Origin of the sequence: Paenibacillus glycanilyticus, from assembly GCF_051200795.1 — a bacterium.
Lineage (GTDB): Bacteria > Bacillota > Bacilli > Paenibacillales > Paenibacillaceae > Pristimantibacillus > Pristimantibacillus glycanilyticus.
Window position 1 is genome coordinate 2,913,066 of the sequence record NZ_CP195155.1, and the last position, 22,834, is coordinate 2,935,899.

A 22,834-nucleotide genomic window follows, 5' to 3' on the forward strand; every position below is an offset into this window, starting at 1 on the left:
TGTATGGCTCCTAATCGTATTATAGTGGAATTACAGAAAAATAAAACAGAAGCTTTTCAAAAGTTCTGTTGGAGGGAGAGCAACCATGGAACCAGTAACGTTTGTTTTATTTGGTGCTACCGGCGATTTAGCCAAAAGAAAAATATATCCTGCCCTATACAATTTATTCGTTGACGGAAAGCTTCCGGAGGCTTTTTCCCTTATTGGTCTAGGGAGACGGGATTGGAGCGACGAGTTCTTCCAATCGAATATCGAACAGTCTCTCCGCCAGTTCTCAAGACGCGAGATTCAAGATCAGGCTTTAATGCAATCCTTCATTCGCAAATTCCGCTATACGGTGCTCGATATCGGCCGTACGGATGATTATAAGAAATTGCTTGGCATTATCGAGGAGCGTGAACGTGCGCTTCAGCTTCCGCCCAACCGGATGTTCTATTTATCGGTAGGTCCGGAGTACTTCACGACCATCGCTTCGAATATTGCGGAGAGCGGTCTTGGCTCGGCTGCAGGCTGGAAACGCCTGGTCATCGAAAAGCCGTTCGGCCATGATCTGCAATCGGCCCGCGATCTGAACGAGCAGCTCGGCAAATCTTTTGCCGAAGAAGAAATTTTCCGAATTGATCACTATCTGGGCAAACCAATGGTTCAGAACCTTGAAGTTCTGGAATCCGCTAACCCGATCATCCAAGCTCTGTGGAGCAACCGATATATAGCAAATGTACAAATCACGGCAAGCGAAACGGTTGGTGTCGAAGAACGCGCGGGGTATTACGATCATGTAGGCGCCGTTAGAGACATGTTCCAGAACCATATGCTTCAAATGCTGATGATGCTCGCGATTCATCTGCCGCATAACAGCTCGCCGGGGGATGTAAGGAAGCACAAGAAACAGGTTATGGAAGCCCTGATTCCTTTGTCGAAATCGGAGGTAAGCGCGAATGTCATTCGCGGACAATATACTTCCGGTTCGATCGGAGGCAATCCGGTAAAAGGCTACCGCTCCGAGCCCGGCATTGGCGCCGGCTCCATGAACGACACTTACATTGCGGCGAAGCTGCAAGTGGATGATTACTTCTGGCGCGGAGTACCGTTCTATATCCGGACCGGTAAAAGGCTAAGCGAGAAATCAACCCGCATTGTGGTGGAGTTCAAGGAAGCATTGCATCAAGCATCAACGGTTGCGCTTGGCGGAGCGCCTAATCTTCTTCTGATTGAGATCAACCCTAACGAAGGTATTATGCTTCAGCTCAATACGAAGGAGAACGGCGAATTGAAGCCGGTTCAGATCCAGCTGCATGAGAGCAGCAAGGATATTCCCGAGGCTTACGAGAACCTGATCTTCGATGCGCTTGTCGGAAATCCGACCTTCTTCGCGCATTGGGATGAGGTGGAGCTTGCCTGGGCTTGGGTGCAGCCGATTCTGGATGCATTCCAGGAGAATCTGGTTCCGCTCGCATCTTATGAAGCGGGCTCCAATGGACCGGCGGAAGCTGATGCTTTGCTAGCCGAAGACGGCTTCCATTGGTGGTTTGATTCGAAGGAAAATACAGAAACGAAACGGAAGGATGAAGAGTATGCTTACCAAACTGGACATTGATCAATTATCCATCGATACGATCCGTACTTTGTCGATCGATGCAATCAACGCCGCGAATTCCGGTCATCCGGGGCTGCCGATGGGGGCGGCTCCAATGGCATACGCGCTGTGGGGCAAGCATTTGTCCCATAACCCTGAGAATGCCAAATGGTTCAATCGCGACCGCTTTGTTTTATCGGCTGGTCATGGCTCCGCCTTGCTGTACAGTCTTTTGCATTTGACGGGATACCAAGTTTCCATCGAGGATTTGAAGCAATTCCGCAAGCTGAACAGCAAGACGCCTGGACATCCTGAATTTGGTCATACGGACGGCGTTGACGCGACAACGGGGCCTCTTGGTCAAGGGATCGCGAACGCGGTTGGCATGGCGATGGCCGAAGCGCATCTGGCTGCGAAATACAATCAGGAAGGCTTCCCGGTTGTTGATCATTATACGTATGCTCTTGTTGGAGACGGCTGCTTGATGGAAGGTATTTCCTATGAGGCAATGTCGATGGCAGGACACATGAAGCTGGGCAAACTAGTCGTACTGTACGATTCGAATGATATTTCCCTCGACGGTGAGCTTAATCTGTCATTTGGGGAAAATGTTCGCAAGAGAGCGGAATCTGCTGGTTGGGAATACTTGCGCGTAGAGGATGGAAATGATCTTGCCGCTATTTCCGAAGCGCTTGAGAAAGCGAAGCAAAACGATTCCCAACCAACAATCATCGAGGTTCGTACGATCATTGGTTACGGCAGTAAAGCTGCGGGTACTAATAAAGTACACGGCAATCCGCTTGGCAAGGAAGAAGCGGTGGCTACAAAAGCGGTTTACGGCTGGAAGTATGAAGAGGAGTTTACGGTACCGGAGGAAGTAAAAGCTCATTTTGCCGAATTGAAAGGGCAAGGTGCTGCGAAAGAAGCGGCTTGGAACGAGCTGGTTGCTTCGTACACGGCTCAATATCCGGAGCAAGGCAGCGAGTTTGGTCAAGTACTGAATGGCACCTTTAAGCTCGATGCGGCTGACATTCTGACTTTCGACACCTCGAAATCCATCTCGACTCGCGTGGCGAGCGGCGAAGCGATTAATCATTTTGTGAAAATCGTTCCTTCGATCTTTGGCGGCAGCGCCGACCTGTCCCATTCGACGATGACGGATATCCGTGGTGAAGGCAAGTTTGCGGTTGACTCCTACGCTGGACGCAACGTTTACTTCGGCGTACGCGAGCATGCAATGGGTGCGGCAGGCAACGGTATGGCGCTTCATGGCGGCGTAAAGCCTTTCGTTAGTACGTTCTTTGTCTTCAGCGATTATCTGCGTCCGTCCATTCGCCTTGCCGCGCTGCAGAAGCTGCCTGTCACTTACGTGTTCACGCATGACTCCATCGCGGTTGGGGAAGATGGTCCAACTCATGAGCCTGTCGAGCAGCTAGCGGCACTCCGCACGATCCCTGGTCTGACGGTTATCCGTCCTTCCGATGCGAACGAGACGGCTAGCGCATGGGCTTACGCGTTGCAGCAGCAGGATGGTCCGGTAGCCCTGATCCTGAGCAGACAGAACCTGCCGATCTACGAAGAAACAAAAGCTAATGTGGAAGACGTGGCAAAAGGCGCCTACGTCCTGACGGAGACAAACAGTCAGCCTGATGTCATCCTGATTGGTACAGGCTCCGAGGTATCCCTTGCCGTTGACGCGAAGAAAGAGCTCGAGAAAGAGAATATTTCGGTTCGCGTTGTGGCTATGCCTAGCCGTGAGCTATTCGATCGCCAGTCCGAAGCGTACAAGCAAAGCGTACTTCCCGATGCGGTAACGAAACGGATTACGATTGAAGCAGGCATCTCGCTTGGCTGGGACCGTTATGCCGGCAAAGAGGGCAAAATAATGTCCATCGATACGTTTGGCGCTTCCGGCCCTGGAACTGCTGTTATGGAATACTTTGGATTCAGCACGAAAAACGTAGTAAAATTAGCTAAAGAATTTAACTAATAATATTATTCGGAGGTTGTTAATAATGAAATTATTCATCGATACAGCAAACTTGGAAGATATTAAGAAAGCCTACAAAATTGGCGTATTGTCCGGCGTAACGACAAACCCGTCGCTAGTTGCCAAAGAAGGTGTTAAGTTCGAAGACCGTATTGCTGAAATTTTGCGCGAAGTGCCTGAAGTTGAATCGGTATCTGCCGAAGTAACGCCGGATGCCCTGACAGCGGAAGAGATGATTGCGCAAGCTGACGAACTCATCAAAATTAACAACTACGATAAAAATATTACAATCAAGCTGCCTATGACTTTGGCTGGTCTTGAAGCTTGCCGTTACCTGACGAAAAAAGGGGTTAAAACAAACGTAACCTTGATCTTCACTGTTAACCAAGCGCTTCTTGCCGCACGCGCAGGCGCGACTTACGTATCGCCTTTCCTTGGCCGCCTGGACGATATCTCCGAAGATGGCGTTCAACTGGTTGCAAAAGTTGCTGAACTGTTCCGCGTTCATAACCTGGATGCGCAAATTATCGCGGCATCTGTCCGTCACCCTGACCACGTAACCCGCGTAGCGATGGCTGGCGCACACATTGCAACGGTTCCGTTCTCGGTAATCGAGCAAATCTCGAAGCATCCGTTGACGGATCAAGGCATGGACAAATTTGCGGCAGACTGGAAAAAAACGACTCAACAGTAATCCATACAAAAGGAAACACGCCGATCCCGGGGATCGGCGTGTTTTTCATTTCATGGGTAGAGAAACGGTTAATCGACGATAACTTCTTTATTCGGGTTGTGGAGATAATCGAACATTAGTTGGACCTGTTCAAGCGTATTCCGTTCGATAGAGAGCTCAGGCAGCTCGTCAATGCCGAAGAAACCGACATCGCTGGTTTCCACGCCTGCCGCGGCTGCGCCGCCAATGATCTCGCAAAGAATAAACATTTTATAGACATGATAGGGACTTGGCGGATGGTTATGAAATTTCTTGTCGAGTACGGCGAGCAGTCGAATGGCAGCGGTATCGAAACCGGCTTCCTCCTGCGTTTCTTTTACGGCGATTTCCTTAGGGGAATAACCAATGTCGCTCCAGCCGCCGGGCATAGACCAACCGCCGTCTATTTTTTCCTTGACTAATAGGATTTTGTTATCCCGGAACACGACCGCACGGATATCGGTTTTTGGCGTGGTATACCCATTATCGCTTGCGAAAGCAAGGGCGATTTGCTCATGGCTGACGGACGTATATTCGGCCAATATTTCAATGCTCATCTGACGCAATGCTTCATAACGCTCAATATCATAAACGTCTTTTGCGTATGTTAAACCGGTTTGCGCTATAGCTTGCATTTGTTTAGCCCACTCTAACCATTTTGGTTCCATTTCGGGAAAACCCACTTTCTATTTATAGTTTTTACGTTAAAAAATTGTAAATGAGATTAACGGCTTGCCATTATACTTATATAATAAGTGAAAAACCTGGAGAGGAACAATCGACTTGAAGCCTTTATTAGAAGTATTGGTCGTTTCTTTTAAGCTTGGATGCACTTCATTTGGCGGTCCTACCGCGCATCTTGGATATTTTCACAATGAATACGTAAAGCGCCGGCGCTGGATGGATGAGCGCAGTTATGCCGATCTTGTTGCCTTAGCTCAGTTCCTTCCCGGTCCTGCGAGCAGCCAGGTTGGGATTGGGATAGGCATCTTGCGGGCAGGATGGCCTGGAGGAGTAGCTGCGTGGATCGGGTTTACGATGCCTTCGGTTATCCTTCTTATCTTGTTTGCTTTGCTTATGCAAGGTTTCGATATCGGAAATTCCGGCTGGATTCACGGACTCAAAATTGTAGCGGTTGCAATCGTTGCCCAAGCGGTATTAAGCATGGGGCAAAAGCTTGCTCCGGATCGAAACCGGGCAACTCTGGCTATTTTGGCTGCGGCTATCACTTTATTATGGCAGACTGCCATAAGCCAGATTCTTATCCTCCTGGCGGCCGGAGGAATCGGTTATCTATTGTATAGACAAGCCCAAGGAACGGAAGCTAGCGCTACAGTATCGGTGCCCATCGGCAGAAGGGCAGGAATGCTCTGCCTGGGGCTTTTTCTAGGTATGCTCATAGGTTTGCCCATTATAAGGCAGCTCGTTGGCGGAGAGGGATTGCTCTCCTTGTTCGAGAGCTTCTATCGCTCGGGTTCGCTCGTCTTTGGCGGCGGTCATGTGGTACTGCCGTTGCTGGAGCGGGAAGTGGTACCGACGGGTTGGATGAGCAAAGCAGATTTCCTGGCCGGATACGGTGCAGCGCAAGCGGTTCCCGGACCGCTGTTTACAATAGCGGCATACCTCGGTGCGATGATAAGCGGCGTAAAGGGAGCGTTAGTGGCAACGGTAGCGATTTTCCTGCCTGCTTTTCTGCTTATGGCAGGAGCACTGCCGTTCTGGAGTATCCTTCGGCACAATGCGAAGGTGCAAGGCGCACTGGTAGGCATTAATGCGGCCGTAGTAGGTATCTTGCTTGCAGCGCTCTACAATCCGTTATGGATTACGGCCGTGCAGGAGCCGCAGGATTTTGTGCTTGCCTTATTGCTGTTCGGAATGCTTGTCTACTGGAAGCTGCCGCCTTGGCTGGTTGTCCTTGTAGGGCTGGCGGGAGGATGGCTGCTGGGGTATATTTGATAGAGCTGGTTGGTTTGGAGTGGAGTACAATGAATATTAATAAATTTGAAGTTAAAAAGATGAAAAGTAAATACTGTGTCGATGAACACTATTGCTTCGTTGTGGATGGTGCTTCGTTGGACTACTTATTAAATGAACAATATCCTGATAAGAATTTAATCGGGCTGGTTCCGACAATTCCGGATTGGATGAGTATGCCTGCTGAAAAGGCATTTGTTCTGAGCCGCTATCATTCATCAGATCCGGTTGTGCTGCTTCTCGTGCTCATGTGTCCCGATGATTGCGATTTATGGTGTACATTGCTAGTTGCTGAGGTTGAAAAACAGGGCCGTTTCGTGAAATGGAATCGGATTGGTTATGATCAAAGTGAGAGTGATGAACGAATTGAATCCTATGAATACATTGGGAACCGGGTGAATTGGCTCGAGAAGATTCCGCCGTTTATTTTCAAGCAGGAAGAGTATGAGACGGAAATTAAGAAATTATTGCTTTAATTAGTGTGTAACCCCATTCAAAAAGTTGAGTGGGGTTATTTTTTTCTTTAACATAAAAAGGATATTGCCTAACCTTTGACGAACGTACATTCTGATTGGATGACTTATGGGATGAGGGGGAACGTCCATGTTCGATACTACAATTTCTTTTGGAAATGAAGAAGAAAGCACCTACATTAGAAACAAACTAATCGAGTTTAACGCAAAACACGTTCCGGAATATTTAAGTTCGCGCTATGAAGAGATCAACTTAACGTTGAAGGACGAGAACGGCAGCATTGTTGGAGGGATGTTGTCCACCCTTTGCTGGAATTGGATTGAAGTCGAAATCCTGTGGATTGACGATAATCAGAGAGGCAAGGGATACGGGGCGCAACTGTTGAATCAGATCGAGCAGATTGCTAGAGAGAAGAGCTGCACGTTTATTAAGCTAAACACGTTCAGTTTTCAAGCTCCTTTATTTTATCTCCGGCATGGTTATGTTCAGGTTGCCGTTTTTGAAGAAGCGCCTATCGGTAGCAATCATTATTACTTTAAGAAAACGATTGTATAGGATAGGAGAATTCGAATGAGTGTGCAAAATATAGCTGGAGAATTGGATAAGGAACGGCTTCTTCAACTGTCTAAGGCCTGTATCGGATTTGAGTTTGGCGTTATTACAGAATGGACCTGCAAATCGATTGGTCAGGAAAACAAAAACTTCGTAACGGACGGAGTTTATCGCATAACGGGAACAAGCAAAAACAATGGTGGTGAACGCCGCTCATGGTCCTTTATTCTAAAAATCGTTATTCCTGATCCAAAACGGAATGACCCTGCACATTATAACTATTGGCGGCGAGAAAGCTTAGTATATGGTTCAAATTTACTTGAGCATGTCCCATCGAATCTATTAACCCCCAAGTGTTATGCCATTGACAATAAAGATAACGGATACATTTGGCTGTGGATGGAAGATGTAGGACAGGAAGTGCGACCATGGAAGCGGGAGGATTATGGCTATGTAACGGAAAAGCTTGGCGAGATTCAAGCCGAGTATCTGCTTGGAAAGCTGCTTCCGGAATTCGAATGGTTGAATCGGCATTGGATGCGTTCGTGGTTGCATGAATGCGAAAAATACCGCTATGAGCCTGATCCGGATACCAGAGAGATTTTGCTCTCGGATAAAAGAGTGGCTTCCATATTGGACCAATATCATCAATTTGAACCATGGATCAAGGATTGGCTGGCTGCACTCGAGCAGATTCCGAAAACATTTTCCCATCAGGATTTTTATGAACAGAACATCCTGCTTCATGATGCACGCCAGCGGGAAGGAAAACTAACTTTGATAGATTGGCAATTCGCAAGTATTTCAGGGGCTGGTGAAGATCTAGGACGGTTCTTGGGTTTAGGCCTGAGTCGTGGCCAGGTACCGGTTGATCGGTTTAAGGAGTATCGAGATTTATTTATTTCTTCTTATATAAGCGGGCTAAGAAAAGCAGGATGGCAGGGGGATGAAGAGCTGGTCCGTTTTGGCTATCTTGCTGCATTTTCTTTACGCTCAGTTTGGGAGGTTCCGAAGATGCTTAAGAAGCTGGTAGAGAATCCTGACTCGCCAGAGAGCAAAAAACTGATGAGCATTACGGAACTGCAGATGGAAACCGCCATGGAGGCAGAAGGAATACGCGGCAGATTAATATTTTGCTAAGTGGATCCCCTCAGCGCAAATCGACGCCGGGTAGAACGTCATATAAATATTCCATATTCTATAATAGGAATTTTTGATAAGGCTAGCGATTGACACCTTGAGAGACTCAGTGCTACGATGTGATAAATTAAATAATGACAATTGGAATTGTCGGATTTATACTCTACCAGATAACTGGAGACCTCATCCCTTGCGGGAAGAAGGTCTCTTTTTTGTTTGGAAGACAGGATCATGCAGATTGGAGTGAAGCTAATGCCGGATGCGCGACAAAGACAACGGGAGGAGGGAGATACCTTCCCTGGCAGAACTTACGCGGAGGTCGTTCTCGAACCAGCGTACGAACAGGCCAAGAAGGAATTGTTAGGACCGATGATCGCGGTCAGCAAGGCGCACCTCATTATGCTCGAAGAGCAGGGGCTCGTCGCCGAAGAGGACGCTGCGGTCATTGCCCAGGCACTACAGAATCTCGATCTGAAGAAACTGGAGAACGGCCATTATACCGGCGAGTTTGAGGATTTATTCTTCGAAGTGGAACATGAACTCGAGCATTTAGGCGGAGAGACGACAGGTCATTTGCATCTCGCCCGCAGCCGCAATGACATGGGAATCGCGATCTATCGCATTGTCCTAAGGGCTAAGCTGCTGACCCTCATCGCCTCCGGGCTTGAGCTGCAGGAGCGGCTCATTGATTTCGCGGAGGAACATGCAGAGACGTTAATGATCGGCTATACGCATACGCAGCAAGCGCAGCCGACAACCGTCGGGCATTATATCGCAGCGGTATCGGATTCGTTATCCCGGGATGTCCGTCGTTTGCGGGCTGCCTATGCCAACTGCAACCGAAGCAGCTTGGGCGCTGCCGCGCTCACGACGACAGGCTTTGCGATCAGCCGGGAGCGGACCGCAGAGCTTCTTGGCTTCGACGAGACGATCGCGAATGCGTACGATGCGGTCAGCGGGACGGATTACGTCCTCGAGATCGCTTCATCCGTGTCAATAGCCGCCGTGAACCTTGGACGCTTTGTTCAGGAGCTTCTGCTCTGGGGAACTCAAGAATTTGCAGCCATCAGGGTGGCCGCGCCTTATGTCCAGATTAGCTCGATCATGCCGCAGAAGCGAAATCCGGTGTCGGTTGAGCATCTTCGGTCGCTGCTGTCGAGCTGCGTCGGAGATGCGAACACTGTACTGAGCATGATTCATAACACGCCGTTCGGAGACATCGTAGATACCGAGGACGATCTTCAGCCTTACGCCTGGCGAAGTTTGCGTACGTTAGACTCGGCTTACCGGCTTCTGGCTCGTATCATCGAGACGCTTGAAGTCGATAGGGGAGTTTTGCGTCAAAGAGCGGAGATGAGTTATGCGACAGTTACCGAGCTCGCTGATACGCTGGTACGCAAGGAAGGACTGGGGTTCCGCACGGCGCATGCCATCGTAGCTGAATTCGTACATACGGCGGTTTCCGCCGGCCTATCCGTGAAGGAGCTTACGGTAGCTGGACTTGACGAAGCCGCCAGGAGCATCACCGGAAGGCCGATGTCATTGACTTCTGAAGATCTGCGGCAGGCTCTCGATCCGGAGCATTTCGTCCGGATTCGTTCGGTTCCCGGTGGACCGAGTCCCGGAGAACTGAGGAGAGCGCTTGCGGTACAAACTTCCGCACGCAAACAAGCGGAAGAGTGGGCTGAACGGACAAGAGACTTCATCGACTCGAAGCTCAAGATACTGGATCAGATGCTGACCGAGCGGCACTGCCGCCCGTATCATCCCCTGGGGAATGTCGCTGATCTATCGGCTAAAGGAGGAAGGAACGGTGTTTAGAACCGGATTTCAAGTATTCGATATTCACGGGCACTTGCCTTACAACTACCCGAAATCATTCGAGAAGCATGACCGAATTACCCGGTATGGCAGCGAGCGTTCCGAACGGATGCGACTGACCTGGGACCTAAGGACAGAGGAAGCCGATCCCGAAAGCGCGAGCCGCCCGCTCGTCGAGCGATGGAAGGATGAACTCGACCGCTACGGGATCGGGGGACTTAACTTTCTGACTGCTTGGACGAACGAAGAACTTGCGCAACAGATCGCCGTTTATCCGGATCTCTTCACTGGATTCGCTTCTCACCCGATTGAGCGTCCCGATGCCGCTGTAGAACTGAAACGCGCCGTAGATAAGCTTGGTCTTCGAGGCTACAAGCTATTCGGTCCGCTCACGCCGATCTCGTTCGATGACGATTCGCTAATACCGGTGTGGAAGCTGCTCGCCGATCGCGGTTTGCCTATCCTTATTCACTTCGGCCTTCTCGGACACGCGGGTGGGATCGTTTCTCATCCGAACATCAGTCCGCTCGCCATTTTCAATGTCGCCCGCCGGTATCCCGACATTCCGTTTATCATTCCACACTTCGGCTGCGGCTACTTTCAGGAGCTGCTCCATCTGTGCTGGAGCTGTCCGAACGTCTACGTCGACACTTCCGGTTCGAATCAATGGATCCGTTGGATGCCATACGAGTTGACGCTCGAGACGTTGTTCCGAAAGACCTATGAGTTAATCGGACCGGAGCGTATTATCTACGGCTCCGACTCGATGGGTTTCCCAAGAGGTTACAATTACCGCTATCTGCAGGATCAAACCCGCGTTGCGCGCGACCTTCGCTTCTCCGATCCCGAGATCGAAGCAATTTTCGGCAACAATGCGAGAAAGCTGCTTCGATTGGAGCCGTCCGTCCCCCTAAACGATACCAAGGAGTTGACCCGTTCATGAACCGTATCCATAACATCGCCAAGCCGTTATCCCTGCTCGCAGCCGTTTCCTTGCTTCTGACCGCCTGCGGAGGGAATAACTCCGATAATGCCGGATCATCCTCATCTTCATCCTCTCCGTCTGTGGCCTCGGCTTCTCCAACCGAAACGACTACTGCCTCCGGCGATTCGCAGGAGAAGGTGACAATCGAATATTGGCAGTATGAATACCCGTCCAAAGTCGCGCTCATCGACGAGTTGATCAAACAATTCGAAGAGCAGAACCCGGGCATTACCGTCAAGCAAACGAACTTCCCGTACGATCAATATAACGAGAAGGTCGCGACGCTCGTTCCGGCGGGCAAAGGACCTGACGTCATCAATCTATACTATGGCTGGCTGCCGAAGTATGTCTCCTCCGGCTTCCTGCAGCCGCTGCCCGAATCCGACTTCCCGGCGGCGGAAATTGAGAGCAAGTATTACCCGTTCGTGGATGCCGCGAAGATCGACGGTTCTTACTGGGCGATCCCGACCGCCGTTCGCACGCTTGCCGTGTTCTACAACAAGGATCTGTTCGCGAAGGCGAATATCGCAGAGCCCCCGGCTACGTGGGAGGAACTGGTCGAGGACAGCTTAAAGCTGACGGAGAAGGATTCCAACGGGCAATTTGTCGTCGAAGGATTGGCTTGGGAACCAGGAGCGCAGCTTCACCACTGGTACCGCGACGGGCTGCTTCCTCAAGCCGGAGGCCAGGACCTCAGCGAAGACCGTCGCAAGATTCTGTGGGCGGACACGCCGGCAGGTCTGGAGGCGTTCCAGTACCTAATCGATTTCGCGGTCAAACACAAGGTCGGAACGACCGGCGTCTTCACCGACGATGTTACAGCCTTCAAGACGGGGCACGCCGCTATCAACATCGACGGATCATTCCGTCTCGGCTCCTTGGCTACGGACGCTCCGGACCTAAATTACGGAATTGCACCGTTGCCGTCCTATAAGAACAAGTCTGCGCCCTCCTCGTATTGGGCAAACGCGATTTCGGCCGGGGTCACAGGCGCGAAGCTTGACGCCTCGATCAAGTTTCTGAAGTTTCTGACGAGCAAAGAAGTCCAAGAACAATGGGTGGATAAGGTTGGCGAGCTTCCGGCTCAGAAGGAGGTCGCCACGCAGGACAAATACCTGAATGATGAGAAGCTTGGTCCGTTCATCCGACAGCTCGACAACAGCAAGGCACACTTTTTCATCGACGAGACGGGAGAAAGGACGTTGTTCGTCGACGCGGCGAACGAAGTTCTTCTCAACAACGTACCCGCCGAGAAGGCGTTCAAAGATCTCGTCGCCAAGACGCAGAAGCTCTATGACGACTATTGGGCCAAGGTTGACAAGAAGTAAGAAGAGAAGGGCGCCGGGGGTAATCCGGCGCCTGCTTGCCTATGAAGGAGGAGGGATGACCGAGTGATCACGAACACGACACAACGACGTGCGGCCGAAGGGAGTAAGCCTTTGTCGCTGCGATTAAACTATCGTGCTCAGCGCTACCTATTCATCTATCTGATGCTGGGCATACCGGTGCTTTATTTTCTGCTGACCCGGTTGTATCCTATCTTGTATTCTTTCAACATCAGCTTCCGCGAGTGGGATGTTCTCTCTCCGGAGAAGCCCTTCATCGGATGGGCCAATTATTCAAGCCTGTTAGAAGATGAGGCGTTTCGCAAATCGCTCAAGAATACGTTCTTATATGTTGTTGTGGGCATTCCCGGACAGCTGGCTGCCGGGCTGTTCGTAGCGCTGCTGCTGCAGAACGTGAAGCGGCTGCGCGGCTTCTTCCGGACGGTTTACTTCATCCCGTATATCACGAGCATCGTTGCGGTTAGCTGGATATTCCGCTGGCTTCTCATGCCGAACGGATGGATCAACGGCCAACTGCTAAGCCTGGGCCTTCCCGCGCAGCCGTTCCTCCAATCCCCAGACCAAGCGCCATATGTTATCGCCTTGTCTATGATCTGGCAGAGCGTCGGCTTCCAGATGTTAATCTTCTTGACCGGCTTGGAAGGCATTCCGAAGATGTATCACGAAGCCGCTCATATAGACGGAGCTAACGCCTGGCACAGGTTCCGATATATCACGGTGCCGCTGCTTAATCCCATTATTCTGTTCTCGGCCGTCATCGCCGGCATCTCCTATCTGCAGTCGTTCGCGCATATCGTCAGCATGACCCAGGACGGAGGCCCGCTTAACTCGACTCGAACGCTCGTTTATCATATCTACAAACTAGCGTTCAAGAGTTTCGACATGGGGAGCGCTTCGGCAGCGACAGTCGTACTGTTCGTCATCATTCTTGCGTTTACGCTTTTACAGTTAAAGATATTAAATCGCAAGTTTGACTACTGAGAGGAGGACTCTAACTCTATATGAATCCGAACACGAAACAAGTTCGATCACCCGTTGACAGGCGGTTTAACCGCTCTTACGCGAACGGAGCTTGGTTGCTTCTTCGTTATCTGCTTCTGTTTGCGGGAGTTGCCGTAACGCTGTTCCCGTTCCTGTGGATGGCAGCCTCCTCGTTCAAGGAGCCCAAAGACTTATTTGATCTAAGCCTGATCCCGTCGCCAGCCACTTGGAGCAACTTCGGAGATTTGTTCGTCAAAGCGCCTTTTGGCCGGTGGTTCGCGAACACGGCGGGCGTCGCTGTCGTATCGACGGTGTCGGTACTGGTCTTCGATACGATGGTGGGATATGTGCTGGCTAAATTCATTTTTCCAGGGAGGAGCGTCATTTTCGTTTTTATTATCAGCACGCTGATGGTCCCTACCGAGATGCTCATCATACCCTGGTACTTGCTCGCGTCGAAGCTAGGCTTGTCGGATACTTACGCCGGATTGCTGCTGCCTGGCCTCATCTCCGCGTTTGGGATCTTCCTGATGCGCCAGTTTATGGAGTCGCTGCCTTCGGAACTTCTCGACGCGGCGCGCATCGACGGATTGAACGAGTGGAGGGTGTTCTCCTCCATAGCGCTTCCGCTGATGAAGCCAGCACTAGCGACGCTGGCGATCCTAAGCTTCATCTCGGGCTGGAACCAATTTATCTGGCCGTTCATCGTGCTGCAGACGGAGAACAAATACACGCTCCCGGTAGGAATGGTCTATTTCTCTAGCGAGCTTAAAGACAACAGTGGCTGGATTCTGATCATGACCGCCGCTACCGTCTCTGTGCTTCCATTTATTACGATTTTCTTGATTTTCCAGAAAAGAATCATTCAAGGCATCGCTTTAAGCGGGATGAAGTGAAGGAGGGGCAACTGTATGAGCCCAAATTTGAAAAAATATGACGTTATCGTGGTAGGCGCCGGTTCGATGGGAATAAGCGCGGGATACGAGCTGGCCCGTCGAGGAGCTGAAACGCTGCTGATCGATGCTTTCGACCCGCCGCATGGGGAAGGGAGCCATCATGGAGAGCCGAGGCTCATTCGGCATGCGTACAGCGGAGGCTCCGCTTACATCAGCCTTGCTATCCGAGCCGACGAGAAATGGCTGCAGATGGAGGAAGCTACCGGGCTGAAGCTGCTTGAGAGAGCGGGCGTGTTGAACATAGCGGATACGGACGTCTATGATTTTCGGGAGCGTCAGAACGATGCCGAAAGTCAAGGAGTGACGGTGGAATGGCTGACCGGGGAGCAAATCCGAAAGCGATGGCCTAACGTGAAGGTATCTGATAACTTCCGCGGAATGTATGAACCGTACGCAGGATACTTATACAGCGAAAAAGCCGTTGCGGCCTACAAACAAGAGGCGTTACGAGCCGGCGCGCAATTCATCGCAAACACCTTCGTTACGGGACTTCGGACGGAAAAGGACGGAAGCGTGACAGTACATACGAAAGGAGGAAGCTATCAGGCCGAACGAGTGATCCTAAGCGCGGGCGCCTGGTTCAAGATGCTTCAGCCGTTCCTGTTCCTTCCGATTCATTCCGTTCGCAAAGTCGTCGGATGGTTCGAAACGGTTGACTCGACATTCGACAGCAGCGTCTTTCCTGGATTTACGATCGGCACGAAGAACGGCGGCTTCTACGGGTTCCCGAGCATAGACGGCGCAGGCGTTAAGATCGGGCGCCACGATGGCGGCGTTCCGTGGGAGCCGGGCAAAACGCTCGCTCCGTTCGGAGCCTATCCGGAAGATGAAGAGGATCTTAGGCAAGCTTTGGAGTCTTATTTGCCGGGCGCGACAGGCAAGCTGCTTAGAGGCGCGGTATGCAAGTACGAATTGACGCCGGACGAAGACTTTATCATCGACCACCATCCGCTCTACAAGAACGTTGTCATTGCCGGAGGTTTCTCGGGCCACGGGTTCAAGTTCGCCAGCGCGATCGGCGAGGTCTTGGCAGACTTGGCTCTGAACGGGAGAACCTCTTGGGATATCTCTCCGTTTCGCCTATCCCGTTTTGCCAGTTAAGAGTTAGAATCGTAAAACTTAAACGCAGAGGAGTGTTTTATTTGAGCAAATCCCTTCTAGTGATTATAGGTGCTGGTCCGGGTGTTAGCGCAGCCGTCGCACGTAAATTCGGTGCTAATTCGTTCAAGATCGTTCTCGTTGCACGTAATCAAACTTCGCTCGATGCACTGGCCAGAGAGCTCAGAGACCAATCTATCGAAGTATTTACCGTCTCGGCGGATGCTTCGAAATCGGAGTCGGTCGCCCAAGCTTTCGGGGTCATTCGCGAGCAATACGGCACGCCGGATGTCCTGCTCTACAATGCGGCTGTCATCTCAAGAGCGACGGTGTCCGCTTTGGAAGAGGAACAATTGATCGAGGATTTCAAAGTGAATGTCGTGGGCGCCCTCACGAGCGTCAAACAAGTTGTGCCGGATTTCGTTAAGCGGAAGGATGGGGCGATTCTTATTACGGGAGGAGGCTTGGCTCTCTATCCGAACGCAGATTACTCCTCATTGTCCATCGGCAAGGCAGGTGTCCGTTCGCTTGCCTATTCATTAGCACAGGAGTTAAAGCCTCATAACGTTTATGTAGGAACCGTCACTATCGGCGGTTATGTATCCAAGGGGACCTTCTACGATCCGGACGATATCGCGGAGAGGTATTGGCAATTGTATCAGGCTCGCGACGAAGTGGAATATATCGTCGCAGAATCTTGATCGATAACGATAAGGGTGAAGGAGCATGGCGATCTCGCTATGCTCCTTTGTTCTGTTCAACGTGCAATAGGACAGCGATGCGTCGCCGGTTAGACGCGTTACGCTTTACCCATTTTTCGCTGCCGTGCCGTTGGGGGAGGCAGAGCTTCCTCGGCATGCGGTCATTACCGCCGTGTAGCCCCGCACGACTCCCTAATAATTAGCTCTGGCATGTGATTAATACTGATTGCTTCTTCCGAGCCGTTGATCGCGCTAATCAGCTGCATAACCGCCATGCGGCCGAGATACTCGTTATGCAGGTCCATGGACGTCAGGCGCGGGATGCTGTAATCACTGTGAGGGAATTGGTCGCAGCTTGCAATAGCGATATCGGAAGGACAATCCAGGCCACGGTCCTTCATGGCGCGGATTGCGCCAAGCGCAACCATATCATTAATCGCTATTATAGCGGTCGGCAACTTGCCGCTATTCTGATCCAGCAATTGGTTCATCGCCGAATAACCGTCAGGCGCATAATAATCCGACGTTACGATGTATGAGTCGTTCACATCATGATGATAAGCTTTCATGGTTTGTTTGAAAGCTTCGATGCGGGAGGACGTAATGCGTATTCCCGGCTCGCCTCCGACAAATCCGATCCGCTCATGCCCGAGCGCGATAAAATGATTCACGATTGAAGTCACGCCCTGCCTTGAATTGCGTTCTACGAACAAACACTCGCATCCGTCAATTCGGGAGCCGACGATTACGACTGGCACTGACTTGTGAAGCTGATTCAAGGCATGGATGAAGTTCACCGGTACGTCATCCTTATCGATCTGACCGCCTAGAATAAGGACGCCGTCTACTTGCTTCTCCAGAATAATCTTAAAATAGTCTTCTTCACTGAGAGGCGTATCATATTTATCGGGGTTGCGGGCAAACATCGTATTGAATAGAATCGTTGCGTACATATTTTTTAACGCGAAGCTTTCGATTTGCAAGAACAAAGAGGCGAAGTAAGGGTTAGTGATATCCGGGAGGATAACGCCGATATTTTTCGTCTTATGATTGACCATGCCTCTTGCAAAAACACTGGGAGTGTAATTGTATTCATCGATAATTTGTTGAATCAACGCGCGCTTCTTCGGCGAAACGGAAGGGCTGTTGTTAAGCACGCGTGATACGGTGGATACGGAAACGCCGCATTTATCGGCAATTTCGGTAATGGTAATCTTACTTTTCAAAGGGGCACATCCTTTTGCAACCGGCATTTGGATAGATTCTAACCCAGTCGTTTTCATTTAGCAAGAACAAATTTGGTATCGTTACCATAAAAATTTTCATTTATTGTGCTGACATATATTAATAATCGTTTTGACAGCTAAAACTCGAAAAATCCTGAAAATTTATGGAAAAATTCGTGTTGACATGTCATTTACCAGTCTGTTACATTGGCTGTGTAAAGAAATTGTGACGTCCAAATTTGGTAACGTTACCAAATATAAAGTCAGGGGTTGTTAGCTTTGGACAGAGAGATTCCATCTTCCATTCTTGCAGTAGATCTTGGCGGAACGAAAATGTTATTGGGAGAGATAACACCCGAAGGAAACATTCTCCGTTCAAAGCTTTATCCAAGCGACACGACATCTCAAGAGGCCGCTATGGAACAAATCATTCAAGCTGTTGAGGACTACATGCACACCGTCCCTTTCGTGGCGAAGCGTCAGCTGGGCATCGGAATCGCTGTTGTTGGACGGGTGGATCAGAAGCGGGGCATCTGGCATGAAATTGAACCGGGAAAATCGCAATTGACGGATGTCAAAGCAATCATGGAATCTCGGTTCCGGCTGCCCTGCGGCGTGGACAATGATGTCGCCTGCGCCACGCGATCTGAACAGAGGTTTGGTTGGGGGACAGAGTCCGATCATTTTATTTACCTTAATGTCGGTACCGGAATAGCCGCAGGCTTTGTCACAAACGGGAGGTATGTCAAAGGCTCCCACTTCAACGCAGGAGAGATCGGACATACGGTTGTGGCTTCGGATTCGGATGTGTTATGCGGATGCGGAAGATTGGGCTGCGTAGAGCGGATAGCCTCCGGGCTTGGCATGCATGAGCGGGTAATGGCGCTGCACCAACGCTATCCGGGAACCTCGATCAAGATCAAGGAAGGCGAGCGCGTAACTGCGCAGGAGATTCTACAGGCTGCGGAAGCAGGCGATAAGCTGGGATTCGACGTTAGTGAGGCAGCTGCGAAAGCACTTTCTTCCCTTATCATGAATCTCGTTCGCGTCAGCGATCCGGACACAATCGTCGTTGGCGGAGGGCTGGCAGGCAGCACTTATTTATGGAACAGGGTTAAACAACATTTGAATCCCCGAACTATGCGGTTTGTAACGAATGGGATTGTTACGACTAAGCAAAATACACCGGATGCCTCGCTTATTGGAGCAGCCTTGGTAGGGCTGGAGGCTTGGGAGACAATCGGTAAAAGAGATGAGGTGCAATGATGGAGTCGTTTATGAAGGATGTCAAACAATCCGGCTATATTCATCGTCCGCTGCCATTGCGTAAGGAGCACTCTCTAGAGGAAGAGCAGAGTCGCCAATCGGTACTTGAGGAACGTTTGCTATACAAAGCTGGCCAGTTATTCACCGGTATGCTGGAATGGAAGCACCGCGGAGTCGGAGAGCTAGGCTGTACGCCAGGAGGTTTAGCTGTTCTCGGCTCGCCGACGCGTATGCCCCATTGGCCGGAAGGCGCACCTGCTGACGGGGATTATGTCAATTTCGGCACAGCATGGATGGCTGCAAGCTTCCAAGGCGAGAACTGGGACCAATACAATCGAATCACAGTGGAGTTGTTGCCTGATTTTCCAGGTGTTCCGAATGCTTATGTTATGATCTCATTCCGCAACGAGGGAGTTATTCCGATTCCGGATATTTACCACCGCGAAGGGGTTCACGGCGTGAATCTGAACAATGGCGAATGGAATACGGTTCATCTCAATATAGAGGCGCTGCCAAGAGATGCGATTACGGAGCTGTCGATCAGCTATTTCCTGAACGGCAAGGAACGGGTGACCGGCGACCGGATGTCTCTTCAAATAAGGCTGGTGAAGCTGGAGAGTGTGACGGGGCACGAAGTATCCAAAGGCTGGCTGCCGAAACCGGGCGAGTTCATCTATTCTCACAGCGGCTATCATCGCTCGGGCAGCAAGACGGCGCTCGCCGTTCAGCTCCCTGAGAACGCTTACCAGCTAAGGGATGTCAATACCGGAGGAGTCGTATACAGCGGCGCGACGGAGAAGTTGAACAGCAGTTTGGGTTCTTTCGACGTTATGGATTTTTCAGCCTTCAATACTCAGGGCCGCTATTATCTTCAATCCGGCGAAACCGTCTCGGGCGCTTTTACGATTGGGGATGCGGAAGAGGTGTGGCACGACTCGATCTGGAAATCGCTGAACTTTATTTTTTGCGAACGGTGCGGTTATCCTGTTCCCGGCATTCACGGCAGCTGCCATGCCGATGTCATTGCTAAGCATGAGGATACTGTCATTTCCTTTAATGGCGGCTGGCATGACGCAGGCGATGTATCGCAGCAGCTGATCCAGACGGCTGAGGTGACATTCGCTTTGTTTGAAATGGCGGAGAAGGTCAAGCTGCGTAACGAAGATCTATATCTCAGGCTGCTGGAGGAGGGCGAGTGGGGATTAGACTTTATGCTGAAGACGCGTTTCGGCGACGGGTACAGAGCGACCAGCGCCGGCATTACCCGCTGGACGGATGGAAGAATCGGCAACATGGATGATGCTGAGGCTCGCGTCCACAAACAAGCCTACGTGAACTTCTACTGTGCAGGAATGGAAGCGTATATGCACAGGCAGCTCATGGAGCAGCCAAGCATATCGGCGCATCTGCTCCGTATCGCCCAGGAAGATTTTCAATATGCGCTGGAGCAATTCGAACAGCATGGCTTCGACGAGAAGCCGATCTTCTGGGAGCACACGTATCAGACCTCGGAAAGCCTGTATATGGCGACAGCCTCGTGGGCGGCATCTATGTTATATGAAGCAACGGGAAATACACGATATGCGGACAAAGCAGCGGAATTTATTGCATACGTTCTCGAATGCCAGGAACAAGAGGGGATCCGGCTTGACGAAGGCACAATACTTGCGGGTTTTTTCTATCGTCACCCGGATAAGCGGGTTGTGCAGCATTTCAATCATCAGGCACGGGAGCATTTGTACCTAATGGCGCTCGCAGCTGTTCACAAGACCCAACCCTCGCATCCTGATGCGGAAAAATGGCTGGAAGCTATCCGATTGTACGGGGCTTATGTAAAGTCGCTGGCGGTGTACACCTTGCCTTATCCGATGCTGGCAAGCGGGGTATATCACACGGAAGAGCATCTTGATGAGCGAAGCTTCGGCTACCAGCATCTGTTGACCGACCATCGTGCCACAGAAGATTACATCGAACAGCTGAAGAATGGCGTGAAGCTGAATGACAGCTATTATTTAAAACGCTTTCCCGTATGGTTCTCGTTTAAAGGCAACAATGCGATCATCATGTCCGCCGGCAAAGCGGCTTCCATTGCGGGACTTTACCTCAATGACCGTAAGCTCTTGGATATCGCGGAAGGCCAGCTGCATTGGATCGTCGGCAAAAATCCGTTTGGCCAGTCGCTTATGTACGGCGAGGGCTACCGTTATGCGCAGCAGTATGCCGTTCTGGGCGGCGAAATGACGGGAGAGATTCCGGTTGGCGTTCAAACCTTCGGCAATGAAGATGAGCCGTATTGGCCGCAATTCAACAATGCTACTTACAAGGAAGTATGGACGGGTAATGCAGGCAAATGGCTGTCGATTGTTGCGGACCTCTATGAAATGGATTTCAAAAACAAAGCGTTTCGATGGGAGGGCTAATCCGAAATGATTAATGAATGGTTAAAGAGTATGAGTCTGGAGCAAAAGATCGGGCAATTGTTTATGTGCGGCTTTGACGGCACTGAGCCTAACGAGTCGATTCTCCAGCTCCTTCGCGATTACCATATTGGCGGCGTGAATTTCTTCCGGCGCAATCTTCTGTCTCCCGAACAGGCATCGGAATTAACGGCTAGTCTTCAAAGAGAATCTGCTATTCCGCTGCTCATCTCGCTCGATCAAGAAGGGGGGATGGTGTCAGGCATTGAGCAGGGAATCACGCTTATGCCCGGCAATATGGCGCTTGGCGCAGCGGGAGACGAAGCGGCAGTGTACAACGCAGCCCTTTTCTCTGGAACGGAGCTTCGAGCGATGGGGCTGAATATGAATTTCGCTCCTTGTATCGACGTGAATAACAATCCGCTCAACCCGGTTATTGGTGTACGTTCTTATGGCGAAAATCCGGAGCTGGTCGGCAGGATGGGGTCTGCAGCGGTAAAGGGATATCAGACCGCCGGCATCACAGCTACGGTCAAGCATTTTCCTGGACATGGCGATACAAGTACCGATTCGCATCATGAGCTGCCATTGGTTGCTCACGACCGGAAACGGCTGCATGAGGTGGAGCTTGTGCCTTTTAAAAGGGCGATCGCGTCAGGCGTTGACGCCATCATGACGGCGCATGTGATCTTCCCGGCTTATGAGTCCCGGCCTATTCCAGCGACCTTATCGCATCCGATTCTGACAGGACTTCTTCGCGGGGAGCTGGGCTTTGAAGGCGTTATTACGACGGATTGCCTGGAGATGAACGCTGTCTCGCAAGGGGTTGGCGTCGGAGAAGGTGCGGTCATGGCTATTGAAGCGGGAGCTGATCTCGTGCTCATCAGCCATCAGATCCACTTGCAGGTAGAAGGACTCAAGGCGGTTATTAAGGCGGTAAGAGAAGGCAGGATTAGTGAATCCCGCATCAACGAATCGGTTGTCCGGCTGCTGAATCTGAAGGAAAAACGCGGCTTATTCACGCAACAGCCTTCTTCTCCGGGATTGATTCGTCAATTGGTGGGAGCCCAGGAGCACCGGGCGGCTGCGCAAAGCATCAGCGAAAGAAGCATTACGATTGTACGAAACAATAATCAGATCCCGCTTAACAAAGAAGTAGCAACCTACATTATATGGCCGAATATGCGTCCCGTCTCGGAAACGGCAGAACCGCCAGGGGAAGAAACGACGCTTGGCAGATTGCTCGGCGGATGGCTCGAAGCAAGTATAGAGCATATCATCTCCGTTAATCCGGTTGAAGAGGAGATCGCTAAAGTGCTGTCGGACAGCCAAGGCTATCGACAGATCATCGTCGGCACCTACAATGCTGTTTTCTCGGAAGGACAGCAGCGTATAGTGACATCCCTGGCAGCTAGAGAAGGCGTGCAGTTAACGGTCGTGTCGCTACGTATGCCGTATGACCTGAATGTGTTTCCGGAGGTTCGAGGATATATCGCATGCTACGAGAATAAACCGCTGACGATCAGATCGCTGGCCAAAGTGTTGACCGGAGAGATTCAGGCGTGCGGCAAGCTGCCAGTTACATTGCAGACGACATTCGAACATTAAACATTAATAGA

General features: G+C 50.9%; 19 protein-coding genes. 17 read left to right on the forward strand and 2 right to left on the reverse strand.

Annotation, left to right across the window (positions count from 1 at the left end; translation table 11 throughout):
• Positions 1–85 precede the first annotated feature (85 nt).
• The 3 genes from zwf to fsa are packed head-to-tail and all read left to right on the forward strand — an operon-like array spanning position 86 to position 4,260.
• The gene (zwf, locus tag ACR9FF_RS13345) at positions 86–1,597 is read left to right on the forward strand and encodes a glucose-6-phosphate dehydrogenase (RefSeq protein WP_435171617.1); all 1,512 of its coding nucleotides are present in this window, start codon (positions 86–88) and stop codon (positions 1,595–1,597) included.
• Entirely contained in the window at positions 1,575–3,566 is a 1,992-nt protein-coding gene (gene tkt / locus ACR9FF_RS13350) for a transketolase (protein WP_435171619.1), read from the forward strand. Before zwf ends, tkt begins: the two co-directional genes overlap by 23 nt.
• A 25-nt stretch (positions 3,567–3,591) precedes the next feature.
• Complete coding sequence (gene fsa, locus ACR9FF_RS13355) at positions 3,592–4,260, forward strand: fructose-6-phosphate aldolase (RefSeq protein WP_127491148.1); 669 nt, start codon at positions 3,592–3,594, stop codon at positions 4,258–4,260.
• A 68-nt stretch (positions 4,261–4,328) separates the two neighbouring features.
• Here fsa and ACR9FF_RS13360 read toward each other — a convergent pair whose 3' ends face one another.
• Positions 4,329–4,946: an NUDIX hydrolase gene (locus ACR9FF_RS13360; RefSeq protein WP_435171621.1), complete on the reverse strand. Its 618-nt coding sequence runs from the start codon at positions 4,944–4,946 to the stop codon at positions 4,329–4,331.
• A gap of 115 nt (positions 4,947–5,061) precedes the next feature.
• Between ACR9FF_RS13360 and chrA the strand changes: the two genes are divergently transcribed.
• The 11 genes from chrA to ACR9FF_RS13415 all read left to right on the forward strand — a co-directional run bounded on the left by chrA (position 5,062) and on the right by ACR9FF_RS13415 (position 16,306).
• The gene (chrA, locus tag ACR9FF_RS13365) at positions 5,062–6,234 is read left to right on the forward strand and encodes a chromate efflux transporter (RefSeq protein WP_435171623.1); all 1,173 of its coding nucleotides are present in this window, start codon (positions 5,062–5,064) and stop codon (positions 6,232–6,234) included.
• Positions 6,235–6,263: 29 nt separating this feature from the next.
• Positions 6,264–6,728: a hypothetical protein gene (locus tag ACR9FF_RS13370; RefSeq protein WP_435171625.1), complete on the forward strand. Its 465-nt coding sequence runs from the start codon at positions 6,264–6,266 to the stop codon at positions 6,726–6,728.
• Between the two features lie 127 nt (positions 6,729–6,855).
• The gene (locus ACR9FF_RS13375; protein WP_127491142.1) at positions 6,856–7,281 is read left to right on the forward strand and encodes a GNAT family N-acetyltransferase; all 426 of its coding nucleotides are present in this window, start codon (positions 6,856–6,858) and stop codon (positions 7,279–7,281) included.
• A 15-nt stretch (positions 7,282–7,296) separates the two neighbouring features.
• On the forward strand, positions 7,297–8,418 hold the full coding sequence (locus tag ACR9FF_RS13380; RefSeq protein ID WP_435171627.1) for a phosphotransferase: 1,122 nt from the start codon (positions 7,297–7,299) through the stop codon (positions 8,416–8,418).
• Between the two features lie 231 nt (positions 8,419–8,649).
• Positions 8,650–10,239 carry an argininosuccinate lyase gene (gene argH / locus ACR9FF_RS13385; protein WP_435171629.1) on the forward strand — a complete coding sequence of 530 codons (1,590 nt, stop codon included), beginning with the start codon at positions 8,650–8,652 and terminating at the stop codon, positions 10,237–10,239.
• Positions 10,232–11,182, forward strand: coding sequence for an amidohydrolase family protein (locus ACR9FF_RS13390; protein ID WP_435171631.1), 951 nt, complete (start codon positions 10,232–10,234; stop codon positions 11,180–11,182). The genes argH and ACR9FF_RS13390 overlap by 8 nt, the downstream gene beginning before the upstream one ends.
• On the forward strand, positions 11,179–12,552 hold the full coding sequence (locus ACR9FF_RS13395; RefSeq protein ID WP_248760489.1) for an extracellular solute-binding protein: 1,374 nt from the start codon (positions 11,179–11,181) through the stop codon (positions 12,550–12,552). Before ACR9FF_RS13390 ends, ACR9FF_RS13395 begins: the two co-directional genes overlap by 4 nt.
• Positions 12,553–12,615: 63 nt before the next feature.
• Entirely contained in the window at positions 12,616–13,551 is a 936-nt protein-coding gene (locus tag ACR9FF_RS13400) for a carbohydrate ABC transporter permease (protein WP_236013272.1), read from the forward strand.
• Between the two features lie 20 nt (positions 13,552–13,571).
• Positions 13,572–14,447 (forward strand): carbohydrate ABC transporter permease, encoded by an 876-nt coding sequence (locus ACR9FF_RS13405; protein WP_435171634.1) that lies wholly within the window; start codon positions 13,572–13,574, stop codon positions 14,445–14,447.
• 15 nt (positions 14,448–14,462) lie between these two features.
• Entirely contained in the window at positions 14,463–15,608 is a 1,146-nt protein-coding gene (solA, locus tag ACR9FF_RS13410; protein WP_435171636.1) for an N-methyl-L-tryptophan oxidase, read from the forward strand.
• Positions 15,609–15,649: 41 nt separating this feature from the next.
• Positions 15,650–16,306 carry an SDR family NAD(P)-dependent oxidoreductase gene (locus ACR9FF_RS13415; protein ID WP_435171638.1) on the forward strand — a complete coding sequence of 219 codons (657 nt, stop codon included), beginning with the start codon at positions 15,650–15,652 and terminating at the stop codon, positions 16,304–16,306.
• Between the two features lie 164 nt (positions 16,307–16,470).
• Here ACR9FF_RS13415 and ACR9FF_RS13420 read toward each other — a convergent pair whose 3' ends face one another.
• Complete coding sequence (locus ACR9FF_RS13420; protein WP_236013271.1) at positions 16,471–17,532, reverse strand: LacI family DNA-binding transcriptional regulator; 1,062 nt, start codon at positions 17,530–17,532, stop codon at positions 16,471–16,473.
• A 279-nt stretch (positions 17,533–17,811) separates the two neighbouring features.
• Here ACR9FF_RS13420 and ACR9FF_RS13425 point away from each other — a divergent pair, with 279 nt between their 5' ends.
• The 3 genes from ACR9FF_RS13425 to nagZ are packed head-to-tail and all read left to right on the forward strand — an operon-like array spanning position 17,812 to position 22,823.
• Complete coding sequence (locus ACR9FF_RS13425) at positions 17,812–18,798, forward strand: ROK family protein (protein ID WP_435171641.1); 987 nt, start codon at positions 17,812–17,814, stop codon at positions 18,796–18,798.
• Complete coding sequence (locus ACR9FF_RS13430) at positions 18,795–21,218, forward strand: glycoside hydrolase family 9 protein (RefSeq protein WP_435171643.1); 2,424 nt, start codon at positions 18,795–18,797, stop codon at positions 21,216–21,218. Before ACR9FF_RS13425 ends, ACR9FF_RS13430 begins: the two co-directional genes overlap by 4 nt.
• 6 nt (positions 21,219–21,224) lie before the next feature.
• On the forward strand, positions 21,225–22,823 hold the full coding sequence (gene nagZ / locus ACR9FF_RS13435) for a beta-N-acetylhexosaminidase (RefSeq protein ID WP_435171645.1): 1,599 nt from the start codon (positions 21,225–21,227) through the stop codon (positions 22,821–22,823).
• The last annotated feature ends 11 nt before the right edge of the window (positions 22,824–22,834 follow it).